Origin of the sequence: Methylosinus sp. sav-2, from assembly GCF_004366495.1 — a bacterium.
GTDB lineage: Bacteria > Pseudomonadota > Alphaproteobacteria > Rhizobiales > Beijerinckiaceae > Methylosinus.
In genome coordinates this window covers 114556-141329 of the sequence record NZ_SOEJ01000005.1, presented here as the reverse complement: position 1 = coordinate 141329, position 26774 = coordinate 114556, and the positions used below count along the sequence as shown (strand labels likewise).

Below are 26774 nucleotides of genomic sequence, written 5' to 3'. Positions count from 1 at the left end.
GGGAGGGTCGCGCCGAAGGCGCGGGGTGGGGTGTCTCCCCGAGTCTCGCGGCGCACCCCACCCCGGACGGCTCCGCCGTCCGACCCTCCCCCTATAGGGGAGGGTGGAATGCGCCCATTTCCCCGGGCCGGCGCGATCTTACGCCCTCTCGCCCTTCTTGCCATGCTGCGGCGCGGTAATCCACAGCCTCGAGCAGGGCGCGGCACAAATCATGCTGTCTTTCCTCAAGCAACCGGGAAAGGCGCGCGCTTCGATGGCGTTATTCGGACAATTCTGCGCGGGGGAGGCGGCGCGATGAGCGAGCCCATTCGCGTCGTCCTGATCGATCTCGAAGGCGTGGTCCTGCCCATGACCTTCATGAACGACACGCTGCTGCCGCTCGCGGCCACGCGGCTCGGCGGCTATATCGTCGAGCATGCCGAGGACGAAGAGGTGGAGGAGGCGCTGGAGGAGACCGGCCGCCTCATGGGCGGCTATGAGCTCGATCCCACTCAGGCGGAATCTCTGCTGCTGCGCTGGATGAAGCAGGGCCGCAAGGCGACGCCGCTGAAGGTCATTCAGGGCCTCATCTGGCAGGAGGCCTATGCGGCCGGCTCGCTCGCGGCGGAGCTCTATCCGGATGTCGCCGGCTGCCTCTCGGCCTGGGCCGCGGCCGGGCTTCGCCTCTTCGTCTACTCGTCCAATTCGGAATTGGCGCAGAAGCTGCTACTGAGCCATTCCTCCTCCGAGCAGGTGACGGCCCTGTTCGAGGGCTTTTTCGACACGACCCTCGGCCAGAAGATCGAGCCCGGCTCCTATCGCGACCTCTGCGAAAATCTGGGCCTGTCCGCCGGCTCCGTCCTCGTGCTGTCGGAGAATGAGGAGGAGCTGGACGCCGCCCAGACGGCGGGCCTCGCCACGACTCGCATGGCGCGCGATGGAAATGTGGCGAGCCGCCATCCTGTGAGCGCGGATTTGCTCTCCTTGAACATCGGACAGTGACGATGACGAAATTCACGCTCGAAACGCGCGACGGGACGCAGTCTGAGATCGCCGGCAAGGATCGCGCGACGATGATGAAGCTGATCCGCAAATCCGGCGTCGAGGAGCTGGTCGCGGAATGCGGCGGCAGCTGCACCTGCGCCACCTGCCAAATCTATGTCGATCTGCCCGAAGGCGTCGCCATGCCCCCCATGGAGCCGGCCGAGGCCATCATGCTGGCCAAGGCCGCCAACCGCGAGATCAATTCGCGTCTCGCCTGCCAGATGAAATTCGACTCGAGCCTCGACGGCATGCACGTCCGCATCGCCCCGGAAGATTACAGCAACTGCTAATTCGAGCCGGAAGCGGAGCGTTTCGATGGAGCATCGTCGGCTCGGTCGCTCGGGCCTCGCCTGCGCGCCGCTCGTGCTCGGCTGCCACGTCTTCGGCTGGACGGCCGATGTGGCGACCTCGCGCGCCATTCTGGACGCTTTCGTCGATCGCGGCTTCTCGCTGCTCGACACGGCGGACACCTATTCGACCTGGGTTCCCGGCCATAGCGGCGGCGAATCCGAGACGATCATCGGCGATTGGCTACAGGCGACGGGCAAGCGTGATCGCGTGCTGATCGCCACCAAGGTCGGCGGCGCCATGCTCAATGTGGGCAAGGGCCTCTCCCGCGCGCATATCATCCGCTCGGCCGAGGACTCGCTGCGCCGTCTGCGAACCGATCGCATCGATCTCTATCAGGCGCATTTCGACGATACGGCGACGTCCTTCGAGGAGACGCTGGAAGCCTTCGCGACGCTCATTCAGAGCGGCAAGGTGCGCGCCATCGGCGCCTCCAATTACTCGGCGCCGCGCCTCGCGGAGGCGCTGGCGGCCGCGCGAGCGCATGGGCTGCCGCTCTTTTCCTGCTTGCAGCCGCACTACAATCTCGTCACCCGCGCCTATTACGAGGGCGATCTGCGCCGCCTGTGCCTCGAGGAGGACATTGGCGTCATCCCCTTCCGGGCGCTGGAGGCGGGCTTCCTCACCGGCAAATATCGCTCCATGGAGGACACGGTCGGCGCGGCGCGCGGCGCCGTCGTCGCGGGCATTCTCGACGAGCGCAGCCTCGATATTCTACGCGAGCTGGACCGCGCCGCCGCGCAATTTCGCGCCACGCCGGCGCAGGTCGCCATCGCCTGGCTGCTGGCCCAGCCCGGCGTCACCGCGCCGATCGTCAGCGTGACGAGCGTCGCCCAGCTCACAGAGATTTTCGGCGCGCTGACGCTGACGCTCGATGCGCGGACGCTGATGCGGCTCGACATGGTGAGCGCGTGAAGCGGGCGTCTACCCTCCCCTTTACGGGGAGGGTCGGCCGGCGTTAGCCGGACGGGGTGGGGTTCAATGGCAAAGACTCGGCATTTCAACCCCTCTCGACCGCCCCTGCTTGCCATTGCCCGGTCCCTGCTCCAGGTCTAGGAATGCCGAAAGAGCTGGAAAAAGGGGCAGAAATTGACCGTAGCCGTCGAAATGGCCGAGGCGCCGAAGCGCAAAAGCGCGCATAGCCTCTACCTCCAGGTGCTCGCGGCGATCGTGCTCGGCGCGCTGCTCGGCGTCTATTTCCCCGACATCGCCCAGAGCCCCTGGATGGAGGCGATGGGCAAGGGCTTCGTCAATCTCATCAAAATGGTGATCGCGCCGATCATCTTCTGCACCATCGTCTCCGGCATTGCTCATCTCGAGAGCGCCGCCAAGGTCGGCCGCGTCGGCATAAAGGCGCTCGTTTATTTCGAGGTGGTCTCGACCGTCGCTCTGGCGCTCGGGCTCCTCGTCGGCAATGTGCTGCGGCCGGGCGAGGGCTTTTCCGGCAAGGCGGACCCCGCCGCCGTCGCCAAATATCTCGAGCCCGCCGCGCAGCGCACGCCGGTGGAATTCGTGCTCGGCGTTATTCCCGACAGCGTCATCGGCGCCTTCGCCAAGGGCGATATTCTACAGGTGCTGCTGTTCTCCATCCTGTTCGGCTTCGCGCTGATGGCGCTGGGCGAGCGGGGCAGGGCGCTGCGCGGCTTCATCGACGAGGCCGGCCACGCCATGTTCGGCGTTATCGCCATTGTGATGAAGGCTGCGCCGATCGGCGCTTTCGGCGCCATGGGCTACACGGTCGGCAAATATGGCTCGCAATCGTTGATGAGCCTCGCATGGCTGGTCGGCTCCTTCTATCTCACCTCCATATTGTTCGTCGTCGTCGCGCTCGGCCTCGTCGCCCGCATCGTCGGCTTCGATATATTGCGCTTCCTCGCCTATATTCGCGATGAATTGCTGATCGTGCTCGGCACCTCATCCTCGGAGAGCGCGCTGCCGCAGCTGATGGAGAAGCTGGAGCGCCTCGGCTGCTCGAAATCCGTCGTCGGCCTCGTGGTGCCGACGGGCTATTCCTTCAATCTCGACGGCACCAATATTTATATGACGCTGACCAGCCTGTTCATCGCTCAGGCGCTCGGCGTGCATCTGACGGCGGGGCAGCAATTCGTCATTCTCACCGTGGCCATGCTGACGTCGAAAGGCGCATCGGGCGTGACCGGCGCGGGCTTCATCACGCTCGGCGCGACGCTCTCCTCCATCGATCCGCGTCTCGCGCCGGGCATGGCCATCGTCATCGGCGTCGATAAATTCATGAGCGAATGCCGCGCGCTCACCAATATTTGCGGAAATGGCGTCGCGGCCATTGTCGTCGCCTGGTGGGAGGGCGAGCTCGATCACGACAAGCTCGCCGCGGGGCTGTCGCGCCGCATCGACCCGAGCGATGTGGAAACCGCCCTCACGACGGAATAGCCGCGGTGGGCGATGACGCGCATCGGCGCTGCGCCGGATTGGCGCGGAAAGCGGCGACCTGCCCGAACTGTGGCCTTGCTACAGGGCGTATCGTAATATAGTTCGAATACTTGATGATTTGAGCTTCGGCCGATCGGCTCGCGCAATCCTCCTCTCTCCGCTCGCGGGGAGAGAACGACGCGCCGTGAATTCCGCTGCAGATCATATGATCGATCGCGCGGCCGCGGCCCTTCGTTATCGGCGCGCGTCCGACAGCTCTTTGCAAAAACCAGCGAGGCGCAGCATGTCGCGCATTGGTGCTTCTTCCCGCCGCGGCTTTCTCCAGGGATGCGCCGCCGGCGCCTTGTCGGCGCTTCCGGGCGCGGCTTTCGCCGATGAGCGGCGGCCCGTCGTCGTGATGACCAATCACAATGACGACACTCTGTCGCTGATCGAGAGAGGTTTCGAGAAGGCCTATCCGCAATATCGCGTGCAGATCGTCTGGCTGATGCCGCCGGACGCGATGCGTCATCTTCGCGACGCCTCGGCGCCGAGCCCGGATGTCTGGTGGCAGGCGGCCCCGCATAATCATCTCGCCGATATGGCGAAGGACGGCTTCATGCAGCCGCTCGGCCTCTCCAAGGAGGGCCTGCCCGCGGCGATCGGCGCGCTGCCGCTGGAGGGGGAGGGCGATCTTTTTCACGCCTCGCAGCTCACCGCCTTCGGCTTTTTGGTCAACAGCAAGGCGATAAGAGCGCAAAACCTTCCCTGGCCCGAGGATTGGGCCGTGCTGGCCGGCCCGGCCTACGCCGGCAAGGTCGCCATGTCCGACCCTTGGACTGTGCGCTTCGGCAGCCAATTGCTGAGCGTCGCGACGCAATCCTTCGGCTGGGAGAAGGGCTGGGCGCTGCTCTCGGCCATCGCCGGCAACGCCGTGCTGATGCAAAAGGGCCTGCGCGACGAGGTCATCTCCGGCCGCCAGCCGGTGGCGCTGCATGTCGACACCGTGCCCAACGCCGAGCAGCGTTTCCGCCAACCCATGGAGCGCGTCTATCCCGAACATGGCGGGATCGTGAACGCCGGATATATCGGCCTTTTGAAGAAGGCCGCCAATGTCGAGGGCGCGCGCGCCCTCGCCTCCTATGTTCTCTCGGCCGAGGGGCAGTCGCTGCTGCCCAAGACCGATCTGCCGCGCCTGCCGGTGCGGCCCGACGTCTATGCGGCGCTCGGCGCGGCGCAGTTCGATCCTTTCGCCGCTCAGGCCGCGGGGCAATTCGCCTTTCAGCCGGCCGACGACGGCGGCGGCCGCTCCACTGCGATGGCGGCGCTGTTCAACGGCCTAGTGCAAGACAAGGAGCTGCTGTCCGGCCTGTGGCGGCGCGTGCATGCGGCGGAGACGGCTGGACGCGGCGGCTCTCATGTCGCCGAGGCGCGGCGAGCGCTGGAGGAGATTCCGGTCGCGGCCGATTTCTGGAAGGACGAGGCGATCGCCGCCGCCTTCCGCCCGCGCCGCCGGCCGGAGAGCGCCGTCTCCCCCGAAGCGAGCCCCGCCCCGCAGGCGAGCGCCGGCCCGCCGGAGCAAGCGCAGGTCATTCCCGGTCAGCCGAACGGCCTCACGATACCCGAGCCCGCCAAGCCGATCATCGAGAAATGGCGCGCCGCCTTTCGCGAGAATCAAGCGCGGGCGAGCCGGCTGCTGGACGAGGCCAAGGCGTGAGGCGCGGCATTTTTCGTCCTGCGGCGCGCGTTGCATCGGCTGTTCTCATCGGATCTTTTCTCGTCGGGTCTTTGGTCTCGGCGAGCGCCGAAGAGTTCCCGCGCGAGGCCTATAGCTATCCCGTCGCCGGGCTCGATGCGGCGGCGGAGGACGCCTTCTATCGCGGCCGCGTCGAGTTCATGCGCTCCTGGTCCTTTCCGCCGGGCGGCGGCGAGGCGTCCGGGCTCGGGCCGCTGTTCAACCGCATCTCCTGCGCCGCCTGCCATCAGAAGAACGGCCGCGGCCAGCCGCCGAGCGGGCCGGACGAACGCATGCTGTCCATGCTGGTGCGCCTCTCGGTTCCGGGCGACGGCCCGCATGGCGCGCCCAAGCCGCATCCGGCCTATGGCGGACAGCTGAATGAGGAGGGTGCGCCCGGCGTGCCGGGGGAGGGCCGCGCCGCCCTCTCCTGGGACGCGATCACGGCGACGCTCGCCGATGGCTCCATAGTGGCGCTGCGCCGTCCGCGCATAGAATTCGTCGGGCTCGCCTATGGGCCGCTCGACGATGCGCTCTTTTCGTTGCGAGGCGCGCCGGCCGTGTTCGGCGACGGATTGCTCGAGTCCGTGCCGATCGAGACCATGAAGCGCATCGCCGCGGAGCAGCCGGCGCAGGGCGTCCATGGCGTCGTCAACGAGGTCTATGACGTCATTTCCGGCCAAATGGTCCCGGGGCGCTTCGGCTGGAAGGCGAACAGCCCCAATCTGAAGCAGCAGATCGCCGAGGCGTTCATCGGCGATCTCGGCGTCACCACGCCGCTGTTCCCCGAGGATCAATGCACGGAGCAGCAGGCGGCCTGCCGGGCCGCGACAAAGTCGAAGAACCGGCCCGAGCTGGACGCCATCCGGCTCGACGACATCGACTTCTTCAATGCGCATCTCGCTCCGCCGCCGCGTCGCGACACGGATAATCCGCAAGTTACGCGCGGCGAGACGCTCTTTCTCGCGTCCGGATGCGGCGTCTGCCACGTCCCGAGCCTGAAGACGGAGGCGCATCCCAAATTTTCGCAGACGCTGCCGGCTCAGACGATCGCGCCCTATACCGATCTTCTGCTGCACGACATGGGCGAAGCGCTCGCCGATGGTCGGCCCGATTTCCACGCCAGCGGCCGGCAATGGCGCACCGCGCCCTTATGGGGCGTCGGACTCGTGCCGATCGTCAATGAGCACAGCCTGCTTCTGCACGACGGCCGCGCGCGCACGCTGGAGGAGGCGATCCTCTGGCACGGCGGCGAGGGCGAAGCGGCGAAGGCCGCCTATGCCGCGCTGAAGAGGGACGAGCGCGAGGCGCTGATCGCCTTTCTGCGATCACTGTGAGCGAAGGAGCCGCCAGATGAGATTATTCGCGTCCATCGCTCTCATGCTCGCGGCTCTCGTCCCGGCGCGCGCGGAGGAAATTCGCGTGCTGGCGGCGGGAAGCCTCCGCGGCGCCCTGACCGCCGTCGCGACGGAGTTCGAGAAAAGCCGCGGCGATCATGTGACGCTGGTTTTCGGCCCTGCCGGCGCGCTGCGCGACCGGATCATCGGCGGCGAGGCCTTCGACGTCTACGCCACCGCCGCTTTTCCGCAGGCGCGATCCTTGACCGAGAAGGGGCTGGCGCGGCCGAGCGTGGTGCTGGCGCGCAACAAGCTCTGCGCCGTCGTGCAGGCCCATTCGGCGATCACGCGCGAGACGCTTGTCGATTCTCTGCTCGATCCCGCCGTGCGGCCGGGGACTTCCACGCCGAAGTCGGACCCCGCCGGCGATTACGCCTGGTCCTTCTTCCGTCGCATCGACGAGAAGCGGCCGGGCGCTTTCGATACGCTGACCGGCAAGGCGAAGATCCTCTTCGGCGGCGGCGAGCCGAAAAGCGCTGAGCCACGTCCGCAAAATCAGCCGCTGACGCATTGGCTCGACGAGGGCGCAGTCGATCTGCTGCTCGTCTATTGCTCGGGCGCGACGCCCATGGCGGAAAAATCGGCCGGCAAATATCGGGCGTTTCCGCTTCCGGAGCTCTATGACGTCGCGGTCGAATATGGCGTCGCTCTGTCGCCGCGCGCTTCCGCCGCGGCGCTGGATTTCTTTCTGACGCTGTTGTCGCCCTCGGGACAAGCGGCTTTGCGCCGCGCCGGCTTTGTCCCGATCGCGGAGCCCGCCTCCGATCGGTGAGCCGGACCGTCATTGTCTCTCCCCGAGGACAAAGAGCCGACGGCCGGCCCGATCGCTTTTGCATCGAAGCTCGTCGAACCTCTATCGCGCCTTTGGCGCGAGGCTCCGCCCGAGATCGTCGTCGGACTATTGCGCCCTGACGACAACGGCTCGCCGAGCCGAGGATCATAATCCCTGCCGCATCCCTGCCGTCGTCCCGCCTGACGCCGGATGGCGACCGCCGCTATGTCGGAGCTGTTGCAAATCCGTCACAGCAGATAGGAATTCGGCTGGCGCCCAAATGTGAGAGCTTGGTGAGACTTTCACATGCGAGGGAGAGAAGCGCTCGAGGCCGAGCTGCGAACTCCTCGAAGCGGTGGCGGCTGCGACCGCGCCCCCAGGGTCTATTCGATGATGCGGTGGTTTCGACGGCGAGGCTGCTTCTCGCGCGCTGTGTTGGCCTTGGCGGCCGCGTGGCTCTTCGCCGCGCTGGCCCTGGCTCCGGCGTCCGCCGCCGGGAAGAGCGAGCCGGAGCGCGTGAGCGCTCGCGTCGCGGATGGCGCGAATGAGAACCGTTGCGCCGTCGATAGCGAGCGGCGCCGGCACACCCATGATTGCCCCATCGGCTGTCTCGCCTGTTCTGAGAGCGACGGGGGGCCGGGCGCCGGGAGGCTCGCGAGCGCTGTCTCGCATCCGGTGGCGCCGACGGGCTGCTGCGGCGTCGCGGCGCGCTTCGTCGAGCGCGCCGTCATTCGTCCGCCGGCGCGCATCCATCTCGGGTCGCCTCGCGCTCCTCCACAAATCTCCTGATCGACAGACCGCGGCCGTGCGCCGCGATTTCCGATGTTCCGTCCGGCCCCGATAGCGGGCTCGCAGGAGACGACACCTATGATCCGTTCGCATTTGCTGCGCGGCGCTTCCGCCTGCGCGATCGCTCTCGCATTCGCTCTGCCCGCTCGAGGGCAGGAATCTCTCCCGGCCATCGATGTCGCCGGACAGACGCTCGGCGGAAGCGGCTCTGGAAAGGCCGGCGCGGCCGATAAATCGGCGCGGTCGGGAGGGCGCGAGACGGGCTATAATCAGGTCGGGCCGGTCTCCTCGACAAAGACGAACATTCCGATCCTGGAGACGCCCTATTCCGTGCAGATCGTTCCGCGCGAGACGATGGACGACCGGCAGGCCGTCAGCATCCGCGACGCGCTCTTCACCAATGTCAGCGGCGTCGCCGGCTCCTCGAACTACTACGACGGCCTCATCGTCCGTGGCTTCGACAGCGGCAACCAGACCTACCGCAACGGGCTGCGGCAGCCGAACACCACCAATCAGGAAACGACCAACCTCCAGTCGATCGAGGTTCTCAAAGGCCCGGCCGCGATGCTCTATGGACGTGTGGAGCCGGGTGGTCTGATCAACATCGTGACCAAGCGCCCGCAGGAGACGCTCTATTTTTCAGTGCATCAGCAGGTCGGAAGCTTCGGCCTGACGCGCACGGCGATCGACGCCACGGGGCCGCTGCTGGAAGACAAGACGCTCCTCTATCGCATGAATGTGTCCTACCTCGCCAAGGACAGCTTCCAGCCGCATGTCGGCCAGGACAATCTGCTGATCTCGCCGTCGATCACATGGCGGCCGACCGAGCAATTCACCCTCAACGTCGAGGGCGAATATCAACGGGGCTATTTCAGAGATTTGTCGCCGATCCCGGCGCTCGGCTTCCGCCCGGCGGGCATTCCGATCAGCCGCTATCTGCTCGACTCTTATGTCGCCGACAAATACCCCAATTTTCAGGAACGGACGCTGTTCGGCTATGATTGGACATACCGGATCGACAATGACTGGAGCGTGACGAACCGCTTTTCACACACGCGCGCCGATTATCGGCAGCGCGGAGATTGGCTCGATTCCTTCTCTAACGAGGCGACTGGCGACGCGCTTCGCGGAATCTGGCTGGTGCCGACGCCGAATGCAGCCGAGCCCATTTTCTACAGAGAGACCGTTTCGACCAATGTCGACCTCCAGGGAAAGGCGGTGACGGGGCCTCTCACCCACCGGGTGCTCGCCGGCTTCGACTATTATAGTCTCGACTTGAAGGCTCACGGCCATTGCTGCGACTATATTTCTTCGATCAACATCTATTATCCGGTCAATATTCCCGCCAATGTCGACGCGCTGAGCTCCTCCTACCGCACCATCACCAAGGAGAAATGGAAGGGGCTCTATGCTCAGGACCAGATCTCCTTCTGGGACGATCGCATTCAGCTGCTTCTCGGCGGACGTCATGATTGGGCGGAGTCGAGCACCGCGACATTGTGGTCCGACGAATCCTTCGCCGAGGTCGACTCGCGAAGAGTCGTTGTGCCGGTCAGCGCGAACAGCCCGCGGATCGGCGTGCTGATCCGCCCATTCCCCTGGCTTTCCGTCTATGGCAATTACACGCGCTCCTATGGCTCGAGCAATGGCATAGACCAGTATAATCGACCGCTACAGCCGCAGATCGGAACGCAGTTCGAGGGCGGCGTGAAGGCCGAGCTGCTGGACGGGCGGCTCACTGCGACCGCCGCTTATTTCGACATAGACAAGAAAAACCAGACCACGGCGATCTCCGGCACGCCTTTCGTGCGCGTCATCGACGGACGCAGCAATGGCGTCGAGCTCGATTTGACGGGGCGTATCGACGAGCATTGGAGCGTCATCGCCAATTTCACCCATCTCGACGCGCGCATCGTCAAGGACCATGATGTGGTGAACGGGGGCGGAACCGCCGGCAAGCGGCTCCATTCCGTGCCCCACAACACCGCCAATCTCTGGGCGAAATACGAGGCGTGGGGCGCGCTCGCCGGCCTCACCGTCGGCGGCGGCGTCTCCTATGTCGACAAGGCGTTCGGCGACAATGACAACAGCTTCGAGCTGCCCGCGCATGCGCGCGTCGATGTCATGGCGTCCTACAAGCTCGACGCCGGCTGGCTTCCGCATGCTCCGAAATTGACGTTCCAGCTCAATGTCAACAATCTGCTCGACACGACCTATTACGAGGGCGGCGGCGGGCGGATGGGCGCCGTTCCCGGCGCGCCGAGAACCTTCCTCGGGTCGCTGCGCGCGGAGTTCTGACCATGACCGACGACATCGATCGAAAGAGCCGGGCGCCGCAGACGAGCGGCGGAGCGAACGGCCTCGTCCTCGGCCGAGCGTTCTGGCTCGCTGCGCATCGCTACATAGGTTTCGTCGCCGGCGCGGTCTTCGTTCTCCTCGGTCTCTCGGGAAGCCTGCTCGCCTTCCGTGTCGAGATCGACGAATTTTTGAACAAGGACCTGTTCACGCCGACGCGCTATGCGCTGGGCGGCGAGCGCGCATCGGTGGACGGGATCATCGCCGCGAGCCGCGCCGCCGCGCCAGAGGGCTCCGCGCCCGTCTGGATGCATTTCCCCAAAGGCGATGGCGGCTATTTCGACGTCATCTATTCGGCGCGGGAGCCGGGGCGCACGAAAATATATCAGATCGTCGTCGATCCGATTACCGCCGCCGTCAAAGGCGCGCGCCTGATCGTCGACGACGGCAATCACTTCGCAGAACCTCTGACCGTGCTGCTCGTGCACCTGCACTCGGCGCTTCTGCTCGGCGAGAACGGCGCGACCTTTGTCGGATTCGTCGGCCTCTTCCTGCTCTTCTCGCTCGCGACCGGCGTCTATCTCTGGTGGCCGCGCAATGGCAGATGGCGACAGGCGCTTCAGATCAAGCGCGGCGCGAGCGCCGAGCGCCTGACTCTCGATCTCCACAAGACGACGGGAGTGTATGTCCTCGCCGTCCTCGCGGTGATCATATTTTCAGGACTCTACCTGACCTTCAGCCCGCAAATGATCGCGCTCGTCGACTTCTTTTCCCCGGTTCATACGCATCATCTCGAAAACGCGAAATCCGCGTCTGCCGACGGGCGCCCGTCGATCGGCGCGGAAGCAGCGGTTGCGGCGGTTGACCAGCTGTTTCCTGACGGCAAGGTGATGAGCCTCTCGTTGCCGGTGGCGCCGGAGGGCGCCTTCGTGGTCGGCAAGCGCGCCGATGACGAAGTCAATGTGAGCGAGCCGCACCGGCTGGCGGCGGTCGATCGCTACAGCGGCCAAATCCTCGCGATCGAAGATCCGCATCATTTTACCGCTGGCGAGAAATTCCTCGAATGGCAATTCCCACTACATTCCGGCGAGGCCTTCGGCGATCTGGGCCGCGCGGTCATCGCTCTGCTCGGCGTCGCGCCGGCGCTGCTCTACATCACCGGCCTCATGCGCTGGCTGCAGAAGCGGCGTGCCCGGGCCTCCGGCGCAGGAGGCCGCTCATGATCCGATCATCACGAGGCGAGAGGGGCGCATTTCTCTCGAGCCGACGGCTGATGGCGGCGCGACATTTCGCGTGATGCTCGCGAAGGCGTCGGCGAGCGGCGTCACAAATTTCGTCGAGTGACGCGCCGCGGCTACGCAATCGGTGATCCGTTTTTCAATCGGATGATGAGCGATCGGTCGGTTGATCCTCCGTCGGATATGCGCAAGCGTCGCGCGTCGGGTGCGAGGCCTCTGGGAGCGCGCAGGCGGGTTTTTGACCGAACCAGCGATAGCGGTTGCGCGCGACGAGGCGATAGAGCGCATCGGCGACGAAGCGTGGCAGCAGGCGGGCGAGAGGGGCGGCGCGCGCCGGTCCGCGCAATTGCCGGGCGAGCGCGAGCAGCGCCTCGGAGTCCTTCATCAGCCGGCCGTTCTCGATGAAGAGGAAGCTCTCGGGCGCGTCCGGGTCTATATCCGCCTCTCGCGCCAAAGCGCGCCCTTCTTTAGATTGTATCGCGACGAAGCGGATCGACGGCGTGATCTCATGCGCAAGGACATAGCGAACAGTCCAGTCGCAGAGCGCGCAGACGCCGTCATAGACGAAGATCGGCGCATCCTCTGGCGTCTCCGCCAGTGAGCCGCTGTAATGCACGACATGGCCGACGATCGGAAAAGCGACGTCTATGTCGAAGGCGAAGCGCTCGCCCTCGGCGCTCTCGAAACATTCGATCATCGGCGTCGTCGCTCGCGGCAGCGGGATTTTCAGCAGGCGCCATTCGGCCAGCGACCAGCGCAGGCCAGCGGGCGAGGCGGTGAGATCGAAATAGAGATCGAAGGGGCCGAAATGCTCAATCAGGCGCCCGTCCGGCGCCGCCTGCATGACGCTCTCATAGCGCCGCCCGGCGAAATCGCGCCGCCAGAATTCCCGCTTTCCAGAGAGCGGCGTGAAGCGGACGTGCGTCTCGACATTCTCGCCCGGCGCCGGAAGACCCGCGACAAAGGCGAGCATCGCCGCGCCGAGACCGCGGCCCTGCGCGGAGATTTTCGCGCGACCGCCGGTGAAGATCTCGCGCTCGCGCGTGTGGAAGCGACGGACGGGCGCGGGCAGGAGATCGAAGCGCTCGGCGAGCAGGTCTTGGAACAGAGTGGTCATGTCTATCTCCATTTTTTAAAATTGCGGCTTTGCGACCATCAGCCAGAAGATCGCGATCATGGCGATGAAGGCCGGCCAGCCGAGCGCGAACCACCAGAGGAGGTAGGTTCCATAGATCGGCGGCAACGGCGCGTCTTTCTCGAGACATTGCTCGGCGATACGCGCCATGCGGATTTGCAGCCATACGACCGGCAACCAGCAGGCGCCGACGAAGAGATAGAGCGCGATCGCCGCGAGCAGCCAGGGCGTATCGAGCGGCCAGCCTTGATCCAACGCCAGCAGCACGCCGGTGACGGGCTGCACGATGACGGCGGGCGTGGTGAACAGCCAATCGGCGAGCACGACATTTCTGTTGCCGACGACGATGGCGCGCAGATCGCCGCGCAGATTGCCGGCGAGGCCATGAAAGGCGGTGCCGAGCCCCGTGCCGAACAAAATCGTCGAGCTGACGATATGCGCTGTTTTCAGAGTGAGAGGATCGAGCATGGGTCAGGACTCCAACGCGATCATGACGAGGATCGCAGCGGCGATCGGCAAATTCTTGAGGAGCGGCGCGAAAGGATGCAGCCAATAATCGGATGGCAGGCGCGTCGCGATGATGGTGAAGGCGAGCATGGTCGAAAGCTGCGCGGCGCCGACGAGGGCAGGGCGCCAGCGCAGCAGCAGCAGCACGCCGAGCAGGAGATCGACCGCCGCGCCGCCATAGAGCGCAAACTCGGCGAGCGCGCCGTGAACGTCGATCTCGGCGAGCAGCGCATAGCTCTTCTCCTGCGGATAGAGTCCGATGGAGAGAAGGCCCGTCGCGACCCACAACAGGCCGAGGCTCCAGCGCAGCACGGGAGGCAGGAGGAACAGTCGCGCCGCCCGCCTGTCCGCCTCGCACGCCGGCTCCAGCGCCAGAGCATCGCGAATAGCGCGCGGCGGCCGGCCGAGCGCCGCAGTCATCGGCGCGCAATCGGCGACATTGCCGCGCGAGAGGAGCTTTATCACCTCGCGATTGAGCGGTCCGGTCGAGATGCGTCCGCCGATCGACGCCGCGAGCAGAAAGAGCCGATAGGGCACGCGAAAGAAGCGCGTCGGCTTCAGGCCGAGCCATTCGCGCAAGAGCGCGAGCAGCGCATCCGTCGTCATCGGCTCCGGGCCGACGACATCGAGGCGACGCGGCGAAGGGGCTCCCTCCGCGATACGCGCCGCGACTTCGGCGAGATCGCCGACATGCACGGGCTGAAAGCGCCAAGCGCCATCGCCGAAGCTCGGCAGCCAGGGCAGGACGGCGGCGGCGAGCAGCCAGCGCGTGCTCGCGCCGCAGCGGCCGACGACGAGCGAGGGACGCAATATGCGCCAATCGAGCCGCGCGCCTTCGGGATCGAGCGCCGCGAGCCGCTCTTCGGCGACCGCCTTGCTGCGCTGATAGAGCGTCTCGCCGTCGTTCTCGACGCCGAGCGCCGAGATGTGAACGAGCCGCGTGACGCCCGCGGCGAGGCATGCGCGAAAGAGGTTGCACGCGCCCTCCGCATGGACGGCGTCCATGCTATTTGCGCCGTCGTCGCGGACGAGCCCGGCGCAATTGACGACGATCTCGAAACTCGCGACCTTGTCGCGAAGCCGCGCTTCGCCGTCGCGCGCGAGATCGACCTTGCGGCGCGAGGCCGCGACGACATGATGGCCGCGGTCGCGAAGCCGGCCGGCGATATGCCGTCCGATGAATCCGCTGCCGCCGATGATGAGAATGCGGGCCAAGATCGGTCTCCTCGGCGATGGGGCGAAAAAGCTTCGCCTTTGGGAGACCTATGGGCAATGGCGGCGCCACTGGATAACTATCTGTTTTTATGTCATATGAATGGGGCTACTATAAACGTTAGAGACAGATTTCATTGAATCGCCTATAAACTGAGGATACAGTCGGGCGATGACGCCGAGCCTGCTGTTCACCCTCTCCATCTCGACGACCTTCCTGTCGAGCGTCGCGCTTTCAGCGTTTCTCCTGGCTCGAGCCGGCGCGGCGCCGGGCGCGAAGCAGCTCGCGGCCTTCGTCGTGATCGTCGGGCTTTTCGCCCTCGGCTTGATCCTGCCCGAGCGCATCGGCGCGGCGTCGATGGCGCTGGCTCCGCTCGGCTCGGCGCTCGCTGTCGATTTCGCGATCCGGCTGACGGGGCAGGGCGCGCGCACGCTTCCGATCGTCCATGCGCTCGGCGCTGGCGCGACGCTCTCGCTGCTCTTCTTCGGCGCTGGCGATTTTTTCGAAACACACGCGGGCCTGCGCGGTTTTCGCTTCGCGGGCGCGGGGATCTTCGGCGTCGCCGTGGCGATCGGCCTCGCCGCCTATGGCAATGGGCTGATGGCTTTCGCTCTGCGCCGCGCCGAGGGCAAGCGCCGACGCGAGATTGCGATCGTTCTCGTCTCGTCCCTCGTCGGCCTATCGACCGTCGTCTCTTTCGCGCCGCCACTGTTCGGCGTGGCTGTCGCGCCCTGGTCCATTCTCGCTCTGCCGTTCTATCCAGCGCTGCTCGTCTACGGCATTTTGCGCTACGAGCTGATGGCCGCCAATGTCTGGGCGCGCCGCGCCGCAGCCTATGCGCTCGTGCTGCTGCTCGCCGCCGCCGTCGCCGGATTGCTCGCCGCGGCGCCTTTGAGTTTCCTCGCGCCGTCGATGAATTTCGTGTCCATGTGGCTCGTTGTCGCCGCGGCCATGGCGCTGGCTTTCTCTTTCGGCGAGCCCATCCGGCGCGCCGCGGATCGGCTCGTCTACGCCGGCCCTGAGATTTCCGCCGAGATGATCGCACAATGGCGTGGCGACCTCGCGGGCGCGGACACAACGGCCGAGGCGATCGAGATCGCGCGCACGCATTTGCGCGCCGCGATGCGTCCGTCTGTCGATGTGACTCTTTGCAGCGAAGGGCCGGAGCCGGCGCTTCGCTGCTCCGATACGGGCGACAAATGGAAGGCGACGCTTGCCGGCTTTTCGGATTCGCCTCCGGGCGCGCGCCGTCTCGCCATTGTGTACGCCGATATTCTGACGCAGAGCCTCGATGACATCGATCGCCGAAAAAGCCGCGCCGAGAGCGAACGGCTCGCCGAGCTCGGAATGCTCGCCTCGACGATTGCGCATGATCTGCGCAATCCGCTCAACATCGTGAACATGGCCGCCGCCGCCGCGCCGGCCGAAGCGCGCGCCGAGATCATAGAGCAGACGCGGCGCATGAATCGTCTCGTCGCCGAATTGCTCGACTATGCCAAGCCGTGGAAGATCGAGCCGGCCGATATCGACCTCGCCGACGCTTTCGGCGACATTGAGATTCACATCGCGAGCGACACGCATTTGCGCGCAGATCCTTTCCGTTTCGCCCAAGCGATGGACAATCTCATCGCCAATGCGCGCGCCGCCGGCGGCCGCGTCGCTGTCTTCGTCGAGACGACGCCCGAAGCGACGCTCATTCATGTCTGTGATGACGGCCCCGGCGTGCCAGAGGAAATCAAGGACCGTCTGTTTCAGCCCTTTGTTTCGCGTTCCTGCGAAGGCACGGGGCTCGGCCTCGCCATTGTCGCCAAGATCATGGCGGCGCATGGCGGCTCCGTCGCGCTCGGCGCGCGCGCGGGCTTCTCCACCTGCGTCACTTTGAGGTTTCAAAGATGAGCGGCGAGACGATCCTCATCGTCGATGACGAGCCTGCTTTCGCGCGCGTCGCCGGCGCCTTTCTGACGCGCGAAGGTTATCATGTGGTGACGGCGAAGGACGCGGCTTCTGCGCGCGAGACCTTCGCGCAGGCGCGGCCAGATCTCGTGCTTCTCGATCTCGTCATGCCTCCGGAGCGCACGCCCGAGGCGGGCCTGTCGCTGCTGCCGGATTTTACGAGCGCCGTCACCGTCGTGCTGACGGCGCATAGCGAGCATGAGCTGGCGCTGCGCGCCGTCGCGCTCGGCGCCTGGGATTTTCTGGCCAAGCCCGTGGAGCCGGAGCTGCTGCGCTTTTGCGTCGAGCGCGCGCTCGCCAAAGCGGCGCTGGAGCGCGAGATCGCGCGGCTGCGGTCGGAGAAGGCGAGTTCCGACGATGGGCTGATCGGCAATGGCCCTTCCATGGCGCATGTGAAGGATATGATCCGCCGCATCGGCCCGGCCGAGCTTCCCGTGATGATCCTCGGCCCAACCGGCTCCGGCAAGGAGCTCGTCGCTCATGCGCTGCACAGGGCGAGCGCGCGTCGCGGGCCTTTCGTCTCCATCCATTGCGGCGCGATTCCCGCAGAGCTGATCGAGAGCGAATTGTTCGGCCATCTCAAAGGCGCCTTCACCGGCGCCCATGCCGATCGCCCCGGCCTCGTCGCGACAGCGCGCGGCGGCACGCTGTTTTTGGACGAGATCGGCGAGACTCCGCTTCCCTGCCAAGTGAAGCTGCTGCGCTTCCTGCAAGAAGGTACCTATACGCCCGTCGGCGGGCGCGATGCGCGGCGCGCCGATGCGCGCATCATCAGCGCGACGCACCGCGATCTGGAGGCGATGATCGCTTCCGGCGCCTTTCGCGAGGACCTCTATTATCGCCTGCGCGGAGTCGTTATTCGCACGCCGGCGCTGGACGAGCGGCGCGAAGATTTGGGTCTTCTCGCCGCACATTTTCTCGGCCAAGCGGCGAAGAAGCGCAAATTGCGGTTCTCGCAGGAGGCGCTCGCTTGGCTCGTCGCGCAGTCCTGGCCCGGCAATGTCCGCGAGCTGAAAGCGACGATCGAATGCGCCGCCGCGCTCGCCGATCCGCAATCATCGACGATTTCCGCCGAGGATTTGAATTTCGCGCGCGGCGGCGGAGTTCTGCCTTCGGCGGAAGCTGTTGCCGAAACGCTTCCCGAAGCGCAGGAGAAATTGGAGCGCCGCATGATCGGCGCCGCGCTCGCCGCCACCGAGCACAATCATAGCGCTGCGGCCCGCCGTCTCGGCGTCTCCCGCGTCGGGCTGTTGAAGATGATGGCGCGGCTGGGGTTGCGATAGTCCAGCGTCACTTCATAGCGACGCTGTAGACCTATTGGCCGATCGCGTCCCATCCTCTTTGTCCGGCTCCCTCCGTTTGTCGTGGCGTCGGCGAGCGACTCGCTTTTTCCACCAAATGACCACGCCGGTGACGGAGAGAAGAGCGATTGCCACGCCGGCGACGCAGACGAGAATGCGATAGGGTAGGCCGAACACATTGGCCATATGCAGCTCGACAAGCCATTCGGTCGCGGTGTCGCCGCCCTTGCCGCCGGTCGGAGCGTGGAAGCCGTGCAAGGCGCCCGTATAGGCGTCGATGGCGATCGTCGTCCCGCCATATTTCTCGCCGACGTCGCGGCTGCTGTGAACGCCATAGGCATAGAGTCCGGTCTCGCGATCGAGAGAAAAGTCGACGCGGCGGTCGATCGTGAAGCCTTCGCGCGCGGCGCGGTTCTCGATAAGATCGCGTGCGATGCGTTCGGCCTCTTCGAAAGGCATCGGCTCGCGTCCATCCGGCGCGGGCGGAGCTTCGCGCTTCCAGATCGGCGGCTCGAAATCGAAGACGAGCCCCATGGCGCCGCGATAGACGGCATTGAGATCGAAGCACACGCCCGACCAAGCGAGAACGAGCAGCAGCGGATACAGCCATAATCCGCTCGCGCGATGCAAATCGAAATTGAGCCGATAGAAGGAGGCGCCGCTCTTGATGAGCCAGGCGGGCTTCCACCGCGCGAGGAAGCCGCGCCGGCGCAGGAGATTGGCCGGCAGGGTGAGATAGAAGGCGATGAAGCAGTCGATCGTCCAGATGAGCGCGACGACGCCGAGCAGCCACACACCCCAAGGGCCGAGCGCAAGCGACCAATGCAGACGGTCGATGAAGGGCAGGAGATCGCCGAGGCTTTCCGGCAGGCCCTTTTGCTTCACGCGGCCGAGCGCATCACCGCTGACTGGATCGAGATAGAGAGCGTCGACCTCCGGCGCGCCCGGCTTCGCCTCGAAGGAGACGATCGTCGTTCCCGGCGCCGCGAAGAAGATTCGCGTCGCGCGCGCTTGCGGCGTGAGCTCGTCGGCGCGGCGCAGCAGCGCGCTGGCGGAGAGCTCCGCTCCGTCTTGCCGGCCGGGATAGAGGTTCGGCGTCAGCCAGTGATTCAATTCGGGCAGGAAGACGAGAATGCTTCCCGTGACTCCGACCAGGATCAGGAAGCTCGCCATGGCGAGTCCCGCCCAGCGATGCAGGAACACGAAGATTGCGCGCGTCATGGCGGCCGCTCCAGACGTTCGACGAAAAATTCGGCGCGCGCTCAGGACGCGCGCCGATGCGTTTCATGGCGAAGGCTCGCCTCTCACCATTGGAAATTGACCGAGCCCATGAATGTGCGCGGCTGGCCGTAGTAGGCGTATTGAGAGCCGTCGCTGTATTCGAAATAGTGGCGGTCGGTGAGATTCTTGATGTTGAATTGGAACTTCACCTTGTGTCCGTCGATCTCGGTCCGATAGGCGCCCATCGCATCCAAGCGGACATAGCCGGGCAGCTTCCACGTATTGGCGTCAGAGCCGTAGCGCTCGTCCGAGGCATAGAGCCCGCCGCCGAACTCGAAACCTTCGGATTGATGCGGCGCGGTGTCCCATTTGGCCCAGATGTTGCCGACATTCGGGGCGGCCCCATTGAAGCGATGTCCGGCGTTTCCGTTGTTGTTGTCATTGGTGAGCTTGACGGAATCGAATGTGTAGCTGGCGATGACGCTCAGATTTTCAGTCACCTGCCCAGAGATATCGACCTCGATTCCCCGGCTGGCGACCTCACCGATCGCGATGCTGCGGCCGGGGAAGAATGGATCGCGCTGGAGGAGGTTCTTCTTGCGCAGATCGAACAGCGCGAGGCTGGTCGTCACTCTGCCGTCGAGCCATAATTTCTTGACGCCCACTTCCCATTGCAGGCCCTCCTGTGGCGGAAAGGCTGAGCCGTCTCTCGAGACGCCATTGTTCGAGCCGAAGGAGCGGACATAGCTGCCGTAGATGGACAGATCATCCGTGACTTTGAACAGCACAGCGGCGCGGGGCGAAAGCTTCGGCTTGTCCTGATAGTTGCTTCCTGGAAATCCCGTGCAGAAGGGATAGCAGCTCGCCCAGCCGTCGCCATAGTCCTTGGGGTTGCCGCCTTGCGCTTTGTCCCATCGTCCGCCGAGCAGCAGGTGAATGCGATTGTCGAAGAACGACATCTGATCCTGCGCATAGACGCCGAAGTCTCTGTTGGTTGCACGCCAGAGCATGTTCGATCCGGTGATGTAGCGGTCGAAAGCGAGTTTCGAATTATAGACCCCATAGACCGGCGCATAGATATTGAGCGGATAGCCATAGCTGTCCGAGCCATTGGAGTTCCTCTCGGTCGAGAACCAGTCGATTCCGACGAGAGGGCGATGGGTGATGGGTCCGGTCTCGAACTCTCCGGAGAGATCGAGGTTGGTCGACAGCATCTGGATGGAATTGCGTTCGCCATAGAAGGCGCGGGAGATGGTCGTTCCGTCGAACCCGCCATAGGTCTCGAAGCCGTAAGCGCTATCATTGCTTCCAGAATAGTGGAGACGATTGGTGATCTTCCACTTCTCGTCGAACTTATAGGTCCAGTCGTAGCCGATGAGCGTTCGGCGGACGACATAGGGCTGATTTTTCCACAGGCCCGGATCGCCGATCGAGAAGTTTCGTCCCAAATTGAGCGGCCGGTCATTGTAGCCGGGGATGACCTGCGCATTTCCGCTCGTGTCGTAGCGGAGATCGACTGGAATGGCGCCGACGCCGGATGGCCCCGTTTGCCGCTTCTCATAATGCTCGACCTGGACATTGAACTCGAAATTCTGCGTCGGCCGGAAGGTGAGAAAGAGCGCGACCGCGCCATTGTCGCGATGATCGAAATTCACGAAGGAATCGGCATGGTCATAGACGCCCATCAGGCGATAGAGGACGGTCTTCGCCTCGTCCACGGGGCCGGTCACGTCGAAGTTCGTGCGCGACAGCCCCCAGCTGCCGAACTGCTCGTTCGCCTCGGCCTTGAAAACCTCCTGCGGACGCTTGGTGACGACATTCACGAAGCCGCCGGGCTCGATGCGGCCGTAGAGCACAGAATTCGGCCCTTTCACCACCTCGACGCGATCGGTGAAGGCCACCTCCTCGCCGCCGACCACGGCTTCGAGCTTCAACCCGTTGCGATAGGTCTCGCCATAGCCCGTCTTGAAGCCGCGAATAAGATAGGAGTCGAAATAGCGTCCCGTCGCCTGCACGCCGGAGACGTTCTTGACCAGCTCCATGGTGTTCAGACCTTGCTGATCGGCGATCAGCTCATGCGGTATGACCTGGACGGCGGCCGGAGTGTCGATGAAGGGCGTGTTGGTCTTCGTCGCGCTGAAGCTCGCCGAGCGCGCATAGCCCGTCTGCTTTTCGGGATCCGTCGCGGCGGCGTCCGTGCTGCGAGTCGGCTTGGAGCCGCTGCCGATGTCGATGGCGGGCAAAGCCTCCTGCGCCGAGGCGACCGACGAGAGAAGTGAGATACCGAGCGCGCAGGCGGAGACGCCGCGCGAAAGCGTGGTGGGAAACATGATGGTCACAGCTCCTGGCGCGGCGCATCGCGCTCGCGCGAACCGAGGGGATGTGCGGCTCGGGGCCGCCTTCGATCGGTCAGGGGCGAGCAGGCGGCGCGCGCGAGGACCAGGAGCTCGCCCATCCGCTCTGCGCGGACGGCGTGCGCGGGCTCTCGGGCGCGCGATCGAGAAAGACGGCGATGCGCCGCGCGAGGTGGTTCGACGCCGCCTCGCGCGGCGGCGGCGACGGGCTCTGTTGCGCGCCGCAGCAGAGGACGCAGGCGGCTTTATGATCGGCGTGCTGCGCGTCGCCGGCGGCGCCCGGCATGCAGAGCTTCGAGAGCGACGTCGCGGCGGGGGCGCCGACGCCCGCGCGCCGCGCATGGGCCTGCCCCGTTGCGACGATGTTCTGCAGCAGCAGGACGAAGGCGAGCGCGGCGAAGGCGAGCGCGCGCAGCGTCGTCCCGAGCATCGCGCCTTTTTCCCTCGCTCGGAGTTTCCGCTGCACCGTCGTCCCGTCTCCGTTGTCGATTTCCCGAAACGGTAGAGAGGCTTCCTATCACCAGTCTGTCAAAATTGCCCCGCCGCGATCTTCAGCCTGACTGTGACTTTACGGCAACAATCCGGCCGTGCTACGTCCGTTGCGGGGCTGGGATAGACAAGACTGGAGCGGCGTCCAGTGAAGATCCTGTTGGTGGAGGACGAGCCCGACATGTCGCGGCTCCTCTCCTCCCTGCTCAAAGGCGCGGGCTTCGTGATCGACCATGCGACGTCGATCCGCGAGGCGGAAGAGGCGACGCGGCAGATCGCCTATGACCTCAATCTGCTCGACCGGCGCCTGCCGGACGGCGACGGCGCCGAGCTGATCCCGCGCATCCGCGCCATGCGGCCCGGCGCGCGAGTGATGATGCTGACCGCGCTCGATTCGCTCACCAGCAAAGTGTCCGGCCTGGAAGCCGGAGCCGACGATTATCTGACCAAGCCCTTTCAGGGCGAGGAGCTTATCGCCCGCGTGCGCGCCTGCCTGCGTCGTCCCGGCAGCGCTTCGCTGCCGCCGATCCGCATCGGCGCGCTGTCCTTCGATCCGGCGACGCGGGGCGTCGCCATCGAGGGACGGCCGATCACATTGCGACGTCGCGAGCTCACGCTTCTCGAAGCGCTGGTCCGGCGCGCCGACCGCGTCGTGACGCGCGATGTGCTGCTCGACGAGGTCTTCAGCACCGGCGACGATGTGCAGTCGAATGCGATCGACACTCTCGTCTCGCGTCTGCGGCAGCGCCTCACCTCGGCCGACGCCGATGTGACGATCCTGACCGCGCGCGGCATCGGCTACATGCTCACGGAAGCGGCTGGACGATGAAGCGCTGGTCGCTGTCGACCCGTCTGCTGCGAACGCTCGTCGTCACGCAGATATCGGCCTTCGCGATCGGCTGGTTCGTCAGCATCTTCCTCGATCATTACGGCGTCGTCGGGTTCAATTACGACACGCTGAAATTCTACGCCGTCATGCGCGCGCGCGAGCTGGTGATCGCATCATTGACGCGCGACGAGAGCGGCTTCGTTCGCATCGAGGCGTCCGCGGCGCTGCGACGAGAGATCGAGCGCAATCCCGGTCTGCGCTTCGCTGTGTTCGATCCGGAGAGGGAATTGGTCGCTTCCGGCTCGTCGCCGGAGCTCGCCGGCAGCTTCGCCGCGCTGCTGCCCTATAAGCCGAACTGGATCGAATTCACGCTGCCGGGCCGCGATCGCGCCAATGGCGACGCCGTGATGGAAGCCAATGAAACGCCGATCGGCCGACTTCAAGTCGTCGTCTATGGCTTCAAGGGCCATTGGACCGATCTCGTAATCGGGTTCCTGAAGCAATCCTGGGGTCATATCTATTATCTGGTCACGCCGCTCGTGGTGTCGGTCCCTGTCTTATGGTTCGCGATCCGGCGCGAGCTACGGCCGATCCGCGAATTCACAACGGGCTTGACGGGCATAGATCTGAACTCTCTGCACCAGCGCCTGCCCGAAGGCAATTATCCCGACGAGCTGGCGCCGCTCGTGCGAACGACCAATGAGACGCTGGCCCGTCTCGACGACGGCGCCATGACGCTACGCCGCTTCACCGCCAACGCCGCGCATGAGCTTCGCACTCCGGTCGCCATATTGAGCGCGCGGCTCGACGCGCCGGAGGAGCCGACGCTGAAGAATGATCTGAAGCGCGATGCCCGCCGCATCCGCAATATCGTCGAGCAATTGCTCGCGGTCTCCCGCATCGGCGCGCACGCCGAGGATGCTTTCGAGCGGTTCGACCTCGTGGAGACGACGCAGGCCATCGTCTCCGACGCGCTTCTCCTCGCCTATCGGAGCAATCGCCAGATCGATTTCATCGCGTCCCCCACGCCCGTCACGATCCGAGGCGATCACATGGCGATCGAGTCCGTTGTCTCCAATGTCATCGACAATGCGTTGCGGGCCGAGCCTTCGGGCGGAGCGATCGTCGTCATTGTCGATGACGGTCCTTCTGTATCGGTCGTCGATCACGGCGCGGGCGTCGCGCCCGAGGATCGGGACATGGTTTTCGAGCCCTTCTGGCGCAAGAGCGCCGTCGCGGACGGAACCGGCCTCGGCTTGGCGATCGGGAAAGAGCTGATGACGGCCCATGGCGGCCGCATCTGGATCGAGGATACGATCGGCGGAGGCGCGACCTTCAAGATGGCTTTTCCGTCGATTCCGCTCCATGCCAATGCGACCGAAGGGCCGGGATGAGCTTCATCCGTTCCGCGAACGGATCGCCATCGAGATTTTGCGAGCTGCCGGCGGTTGGGGCGACGCCGTTGTGAAGCTCGATCGAGGTCGCGATGGCTATCGAGGCGAACCACTTTCTCGAAGTCTCCATGATCGGTCGATGTCGCTCGTTGCTTATGGCCGACAGAGCGTCGCGCGTGACGCGCTACGATCCTCACTTTGTGGCCGAGCACGCGAATCCGCGGGGTCGTGCACGTCGACTTCAAACTCGCAGGCTGCAACGCCCCAAGACGTTATCAGCTCATCGAGCTTGGTCGCCATTCCTATGCGCTTGCAAGACCGGATCGATTGCTCGATGCTCGGCGCGCTATGTGAGCACATGTCGAACGAGCATTGGCGTCTCGATCGATGCGGGTAAGAGTTTCAACTCACCCACAGTGCGGTAAAATGGAAATGCCTTTGATCTCCTCTGCAACCGCTGTGCGACGCAGCAATGGGCGCGCTTTCAAAGGCTGCTGTGAGACGACTCTCCCAGTGGTGCGACGGACGGGCGCGTGGATGGTTGGCGGCGAGACTGAATTCGGCGGTGGGTCAGAAAGGGGATAGCGTGACGACCATACTTGGGCTCAACGCCTATCATGGCGACGCTTCTGCCTGTCTCGTGCGTGACGGCTCGATTGTCGCGGCGGCGGAGGAGGAGCGTTTCCGCCGCGTCAAGCATTGGGCGGGGTTTCCATCGGAGGCCATCCGCTATTGCCTCGGGGAAGGTGGTCTGAGGCTCGCTAATGTGGCGCATATCGCGGTGAATTCTGATCCGAAGGCGAGCCTCTTTCGTAAGATCGGCTATGCGCTGAAGACGCGCCCAGATCTTTCGCTCATTGCGGATCGCATCCGCAATCAGACAAAGCGGCGGTCGATCGAAGCGGAATTGGAAGGCGCGTTCCCGGGAGCGACCTTCAACGGTGAGATTCATCGCATTGAGCATCATGTGGCTCATGTGGCGTCTGCATTTCTGGTCTCGCCCTTCGAGCGCGCGGTGGTTCTGTCGGTGGATGGGTTCGGCGATTTTTCGAGCGCCGCCTGGGGCATGGGCGATCGAAATGGCGTGTCGATCGACGGACGCGTCTATTTTCCGCATTCGCTGGGGATCTTCTACCAGGCGATCACGCAATATCTCGGCTTTCCGCACTATGGCGACGAATATAAGGTCATGGGGCTCGCGCCCTATGGCCGACCCCTTTTCATGAGCGCAATGCGACGTATTCTTCGGCTCGAGGACAATGGCGCTTTCGCGCTCGATCTCCGCTATTTCCGCCATCATAAGGAAAAAATCGCGTATGAATGGACTGGAGGAGCGCCTCATGTCGGCGCGCTCTATAGTTCGGCGCTCGAGCATCTGCTGGGACCGGCGCGGGCCACGGACGAGCCGCTGGAGGAGCGCCATCGCAATATCGCGCGTTCTGCGCAAGCGATGTATGAAGAAGCCTTCTTCCATTTGCTGACTAAGCTTCATGATCGTTATCGGCATTCCGATATCACGCTCGCCGGGGGCTGCGCGATGAATTCGGTGGCGAATGGCAAGATCAAGCGCAATTCGCCGTTCCGTCGGGTCTATATTCAGTCTGCGGCGGGTGACGCTGGCGGCGCGATCGGCGCTGCGATGCAGGTCTGGAGCGAGCTCGGGGGCATCGTGTCTGGAGCATCGACGGCGACGGCGCTGGAGGGGGACAGGATATCGGGCCGAAGTGTGATGGATCACGCCTATCTCGGTCCAACCTATGACGACGAGTCGATAGAGGCTCTGCTCGCCGCGCGCCGGGCGGAGCTCGCCGGTCAGGATTGCGTCGTCGAGCATATCGGAGACGAAGCCGCGCTGTGCGAGCGTGCTGCGGACGCCATAGCGCAGGGTGAGGTCGTCGGCTGGTTCCAAGGACGGATGGAGTGGGGGCCGCGCGCGCTCGGCAATCGCTCGATCATTTGTGATCCGCGCCGCGCCGATATGAAGGACATTCTAAATCTGAAAATCAAGCGTCGTGAGAGCTTCCGTCCCTTTGCGCCTTCGATCCAGAGAGAGAGCGTTGCGCATTGGTTCGAGGAGGATGGCGACGTGCCGTTCATGATGCAAGTGTTTCAGATAAGGGAAGAGAAGCGTGCGGCGATACCCGCGATCACCCATGTCGACGGATCGGGGCGCTTGCAGACGGTTCACCGCGAGACCAATCCGCGCTATTGGGGATTGATCGAGGCGTTCCGGGTGCGGACGGGCGTGCCCATGGTGCTCAACACATCGTTCAACGAGAACGAGCCCATGGTTTGCAGGCCCGACGAGGCGCTGGACTGCTTCTTGAGAACTAAGATGGATGTGCTGGCGTTGGGGAACAGCTTCATTCGTCGTCGAAATGGTTGAGCGCCGG

General features: G+C 64.7%; 20 protein-coding genes. 14 read left to right on the top strand and 6 right to left on the bottom strand.

All coding sequences use genetic code 11. From position 1 onward, the window contains the following. Positions 1-294: 294 nt before the first annotated feature. The 9 genes from mtnC to EDE12_RS11635 all read left to right on the top strand — a co-directional run bounded on the left by mtnC (position 295) and on the right by EDE12_RS11635 (position 11970). On the top strand, positions 295-981 hold the full coding sequence (mtnC, locus tag EDE12_RS11675) for an acireductone synthase (RefSeq protein ID WP_026598872.1): 687 nt from the start codon (positions 295-297) through the stop codon (positions 979-981). 2 nt (positions 982-983) lie between these two features. Then, positions 984-1313, top strand: coding sequence for a ferredoxin (locus EDE12_RS11670; RefSeq protein WP_026598871.1), 330 nt, complete (start codon positions 984-986; stop codon positions 1311-1313). Between the two features lie 25 nt (positions 1314-1338). Then, complete coding sequence (locus tag EDE12_RS11665; protein ID WP_026598870.1) at positions 1339-2286, top strand: aldo/keto reductase; 948 nt, start codon at positions 1339-1341, stop codon at positions 2284-2286. A 192-nt stretch (positions 2287-2478) separates the two neighbouring features. After that, a complete protein-coding gene (gene dctA, locus EDE12_RS11660) occupies positions 2479-3780 on the top strand; it encodes a C4-dicarboxylate transporter DctA (RefSeq protein WP_036290969.1) in 1302 nt (433 codons plus the stop codon). A gap of 283 nt (positions 3781-4063) precedes the next feature. Further along, complete coding sequence (locus EDE12_RS11655; RefSeq protein ID WP_166671851.1) at positions 4064-5476, top strand: ABC transporter substrate-binding protein; 1413 nt, start codon at positions 4064-4066, stop codon at positions 5474-5476. After that, positions 5473-6831, top strand: a complete 1359-nt coding sequence (locus EDE12_RS11650) for a di-heme oxidoredictase family protein (protein ID WP_026598868.1) — start codon at positions 5473-5475, stop codon at positions 6829-6831. Before EDE12_RS11655 ends, EDE12_RS11650 begins: the two co-directional genes overlap by 4 nt. A 16-nt stretch (positions 6832-6847) precedes the next feature. After that, positions 6848-7663, top strand: a complete 816-nt coding sequence (locus EDE12_RS11645; RefSeq protein WP_051592500.1) for a substrate-binding domain-containing protein — start codon at positions 6848-6850, stop codon at positions 7661-7663. Positions 7664-8530: 867 nt separating this feature from the next. Then, complete coding sequence (locus tag EDE12_RS11640; protein ID WP_026598866.1) at positions 8531-10750, top strand: TonB-dependent siderophore receptor; 2220 nt, start codon at positions 8531-8533, stop codon at positions 10748-10750. A gap of 2 nt (positions 10751-10752) precedes the next feature. Next, on the top strand, positions 10753-11970 hold the full coding sequence (locus EDE12_RS11635; protein ID WP_036290966.1) for a PepSY-associated TM helix domain-containing protein: 1218 nt from the start codon (positions 10753-10755) through the stop codon (positions 11968-11970). A 154-nt stretch (positions 11971-12124) separates the two neighbouring features. Here EDE12_RS11635 and EDE12_RS11630 read toward each other — a convergent pair whose 3' ends face one another. From EDE12_RS11630 to EDE12_RS11620, 3 genes are read right to left on the bottom strand one after another with little or no spacing between them, the layout of a single operon-like run. After that, positions 12125-13102, bottom strand: coding sequence for a DCC1-like thiol-disulfide oxidoreductase family protein (locus EDE12_RS11630; RefSeq protein WP_245275775.1), 978 nt, complete (start codon positions 13100-13102; stop codon positions 12125-12127). A 15-nt stretch (positions 13103-13117) separates the two neighbouring features. Then, positions 13118-13588, bottom strand: coding sequence for a DUF2269 domain-containing protein (locus EDE12_RS11625; RefSeq protein ID WP_024880286.1), 471 nt, complete (start codon positions 13586-13588; stop codon positions 13118-13120). A 3-nt stretch (positions 13589-13591) separates the two neighbouring features. Continuing rightward, the gene (locus tag EDE12_RS11620) at positions 13592-14842 is read right to left on the bottom strand and encodes an SDR family oxidoreductase (RefSeq protein ID WP_024880285.1); all 1251 of its coding nucleotides are present in this window, start codon (positions 14840-14842) and stop codon (positions 13592-13594) included. A gap of 169 nt (positions 14843-15011) precedes the next feature. On the opposite strand from EDE12_RS11620, the gene EDE12_RS11615 reads away from it, so the two are divergent. Together EDE12_RS11615 and EDE12_RS11610 are read left to right on the top strand one after the other, a co-directional pair. Continuing rightward, positions 15012-16736, top strand: coding sequence for a sensor histidine kinase (locus tag EDE12_RS11615; RefSeq protein ID WP_024880284.1), 1725 nt, complete (start codon positions 15012-15014; stop codon positions 16734-16736). Continuing rightward, positions 16733-18076: a sigma-54 dependent transcriptional regulator gene (locus tag EDE12_RS11610; RefSeq protein WP_024880283.1), complete on the top strand. Its 1344-nt coding sequence runs from the start codon at positions 16733-16735 to the stop codon at positions 18074-18076. Before EDE12_RS11615 ends, EDE12_RS11610 begins: the two co-directional genes overlap by 4 nt. Positions 18077-18088: 12 nt before the next feature. Here EDE12_RS11610 and EDE12_RS11605 read toward each other — a convergent pair whose 3' ends face one another. The 3 genes from EDE12_RS11605 to EDE12_RS11595 form a co-directional block, all read right to left on the bottom strand. After that, complete coding sequence (locus EDE12_RS11605) at positions 18089-19315, bottom strand: PepSY-associated TM helix domain-containing protein (RefSeq protein WP_024880282.1); 1227 nt, start codon at positions 19313-19315, stop codon at positions 18089-18091. An 83-nt stretch (positions 19316-19398) separates the two neighbouring features. Beyond that, entirely contained in the window at positions 19399-21645 is a 2247-nt protein-coding gene (locus EDE12_RS11600) for a TonB-dependent siderophore receptor (RefSeq protein ID WP_026598865.1), read from the bottom strand. A gap of 79 nt (positions 21646-21724) precedes the next feature. Continuing rightward, positions 21725-22099 carry a hypothetical protein gene (locus EDE12_RS11595; RefSeq protein ID WP_024880280.1) on the bottom strand — a complete coding sequence of 125 codons (375 nt, stop codon included), beginning with the start codon at positions 22097-22099 and terminating at the stop codon, positions 21725-21727. Positions 22100-22306: 207 nt separating this feature from the next. Here EDE12_RS11595 and EDE12_RS11590 point away from each other — a divergent pair, with 207 nt between their 5' ends. The 3 genes from EDE12_RS11590 to EDE12_RS11580 all read left to right on the top strand — a co-directional run bounded on the left by EDE12_RS11590 (position 22307) and on the right by EDE12_RS11580 (position 26767). Then, positions 22307-22987 carry a response regulator transcription factor gene (locus tag EDE12_RS11590; protein WP_024880279.1) on the top strand — a complete coding sequence of 227 codons (681 nt, stop codon included), beginning with the start codon at positions 22307-22309 and terminating at the stop codon, positions 22985-22987. Further along, positions 22984-24381 (top strand): HAMP domain-containing sensor histidine kinase, encoded by a 1398-nt coding sequence (locus EDE12_RS11585; protein WP_024880278.1) that lies wholly within the window; start codon positions 22984-22986, stop codon positions 24379-24381. The genes EDE12_RS11590 and EDE12_RS11585 overlap by 4 nt, the downstream gene beginning before the upstream one ends. A gap of 586 nt (positions 24382-24967) precedes the next feature. Beyond that, positions 24968-26767 carry a carbamoyltransferase C-terminal domain-containing protein gene (locus EDE12_RS11580; RefSeq protein ID WP_026598864.1) on the top strand — a complete coding sequence of 600 codons (1800 nt, stop codon included), beginning with the start codon at positions 24968-24970 and terminating at the stop codon, positions 26765-26767. Positions 26768-26774 lie beyond the last annotated feature (7 nt).

Bases quoted from the DNA above. Each gene is read 5' to 3' on its own strand.
- EDE12_RS11610 (WP_024880283.1), top strand. From the start codon at position 16,733: ATGAGCGGCGAGACGATCCTCATCGTCGATGACGAGCCTGCTTTCGCG.
- EDE12_RS11635 (WP_036290966.1), top strand. From the start codon at position 10,753: ATGACCGACGACATCGATCGAAAGAGCCGGGCGCCGCAGACGAGCGGC.
- EDE12_RS11655 (WP_166671851.1), top strand. From the start codon at position 4,064: ATGTCGCGCATTGGTGCTTCTTCCCGCCGCGGCTTTCTCCAGGGATGC.
- EDE12_RS11665 (WP_026598870.1), top strand. From the start codon at position 1,339: ATGGAGCATCGTCGGCTCGGTCGCTCGGGCCTCGCCTGCGCGCCGCTC.
- mtnC (WP_026598872.1), top strand. From the start codon at position 295: ATGAGCGAGCCCATTCGCGTCGTCCTGATCGATCTCGAAGGCGTGGTC.
- EDE12_RS11600 (WP_026598865.1), bottom strand. From the start codon at position 21,645: ATGTTTCCCACCACGCTTTCGCGCGGCGTCTCCGCCTGCGCGCTCGGT.
- EDE12_RS11640 (WP_026598866.1), top strand. From the start codon at position 8,531: ATGATCCGTTCGCATTTGCTGCGCGGCGCTTCCGCCTGCGCGATCGCT.
- dctA (WP_036290969.1), top strand. From the start codon at position 2,479: ATGGCCGAGGCGCCGAAGCGCAAAAGCGCGCATAGCCTCTACCTCCAG.
- EDE12_RS11605 (WP_024880282.1), bottom strand. From the start codon at position 19,315: ATGACGCGCGCAATCTTCGTGTTCCTGCATCGCTGGGCGGGACTCGCC.
- EDE12_RS11585 (WP_024880278.1), top strand. From the start codon at position 22,984: ATGAAGCGCTGGTCGCTGTCGACCCGTCTGCTGCGAACGCTCGTCGTC.
- EDE12_RS11670 (WP_026598871.1), top strand. From the start codon at position 984: ATGACGAAATTCACGCTCGAAACGCGCGACGGGACGCAGTCTGAGATC.
- EDE12_RS11630 (WP_245275775.1), bottom strand. From the start codon at position 13,102: ATGACCACTCTGTTCCAAGACCTGCTCGCCGAGCGCTTCGATCTCCTG.
- EDE12_RS11645 (WP_051592500.1), top strand. From the start codon at position 6,848: ATGAGATTATTCGCGTCCATCGCTCTCATGCTCGCGGCTCTCGTCCCG.
- EDE12_RS11595 (WP_024880280.1), bottom strand. From the start codon at position 22,099: ATGCTCGGGACGACGCTGCGCGCGCTCGCCTTCGCCGCGCTCGCCTTC.
- EDE12_RS11615 (WP_024880284.1), top strand. From the start codon at position 15,012: ATGACGCCGAGCCTGCTGTTCACCCTCTCCATCTCGACGACCTTCCTG.
- EDE12_RS11625 (WP_024880286.1), bottom strand. From the start codon at position 13,588: ATGCTCGATCCTCTCACTCTGAAAACAGCGCATATCGTCAGCTCGACG.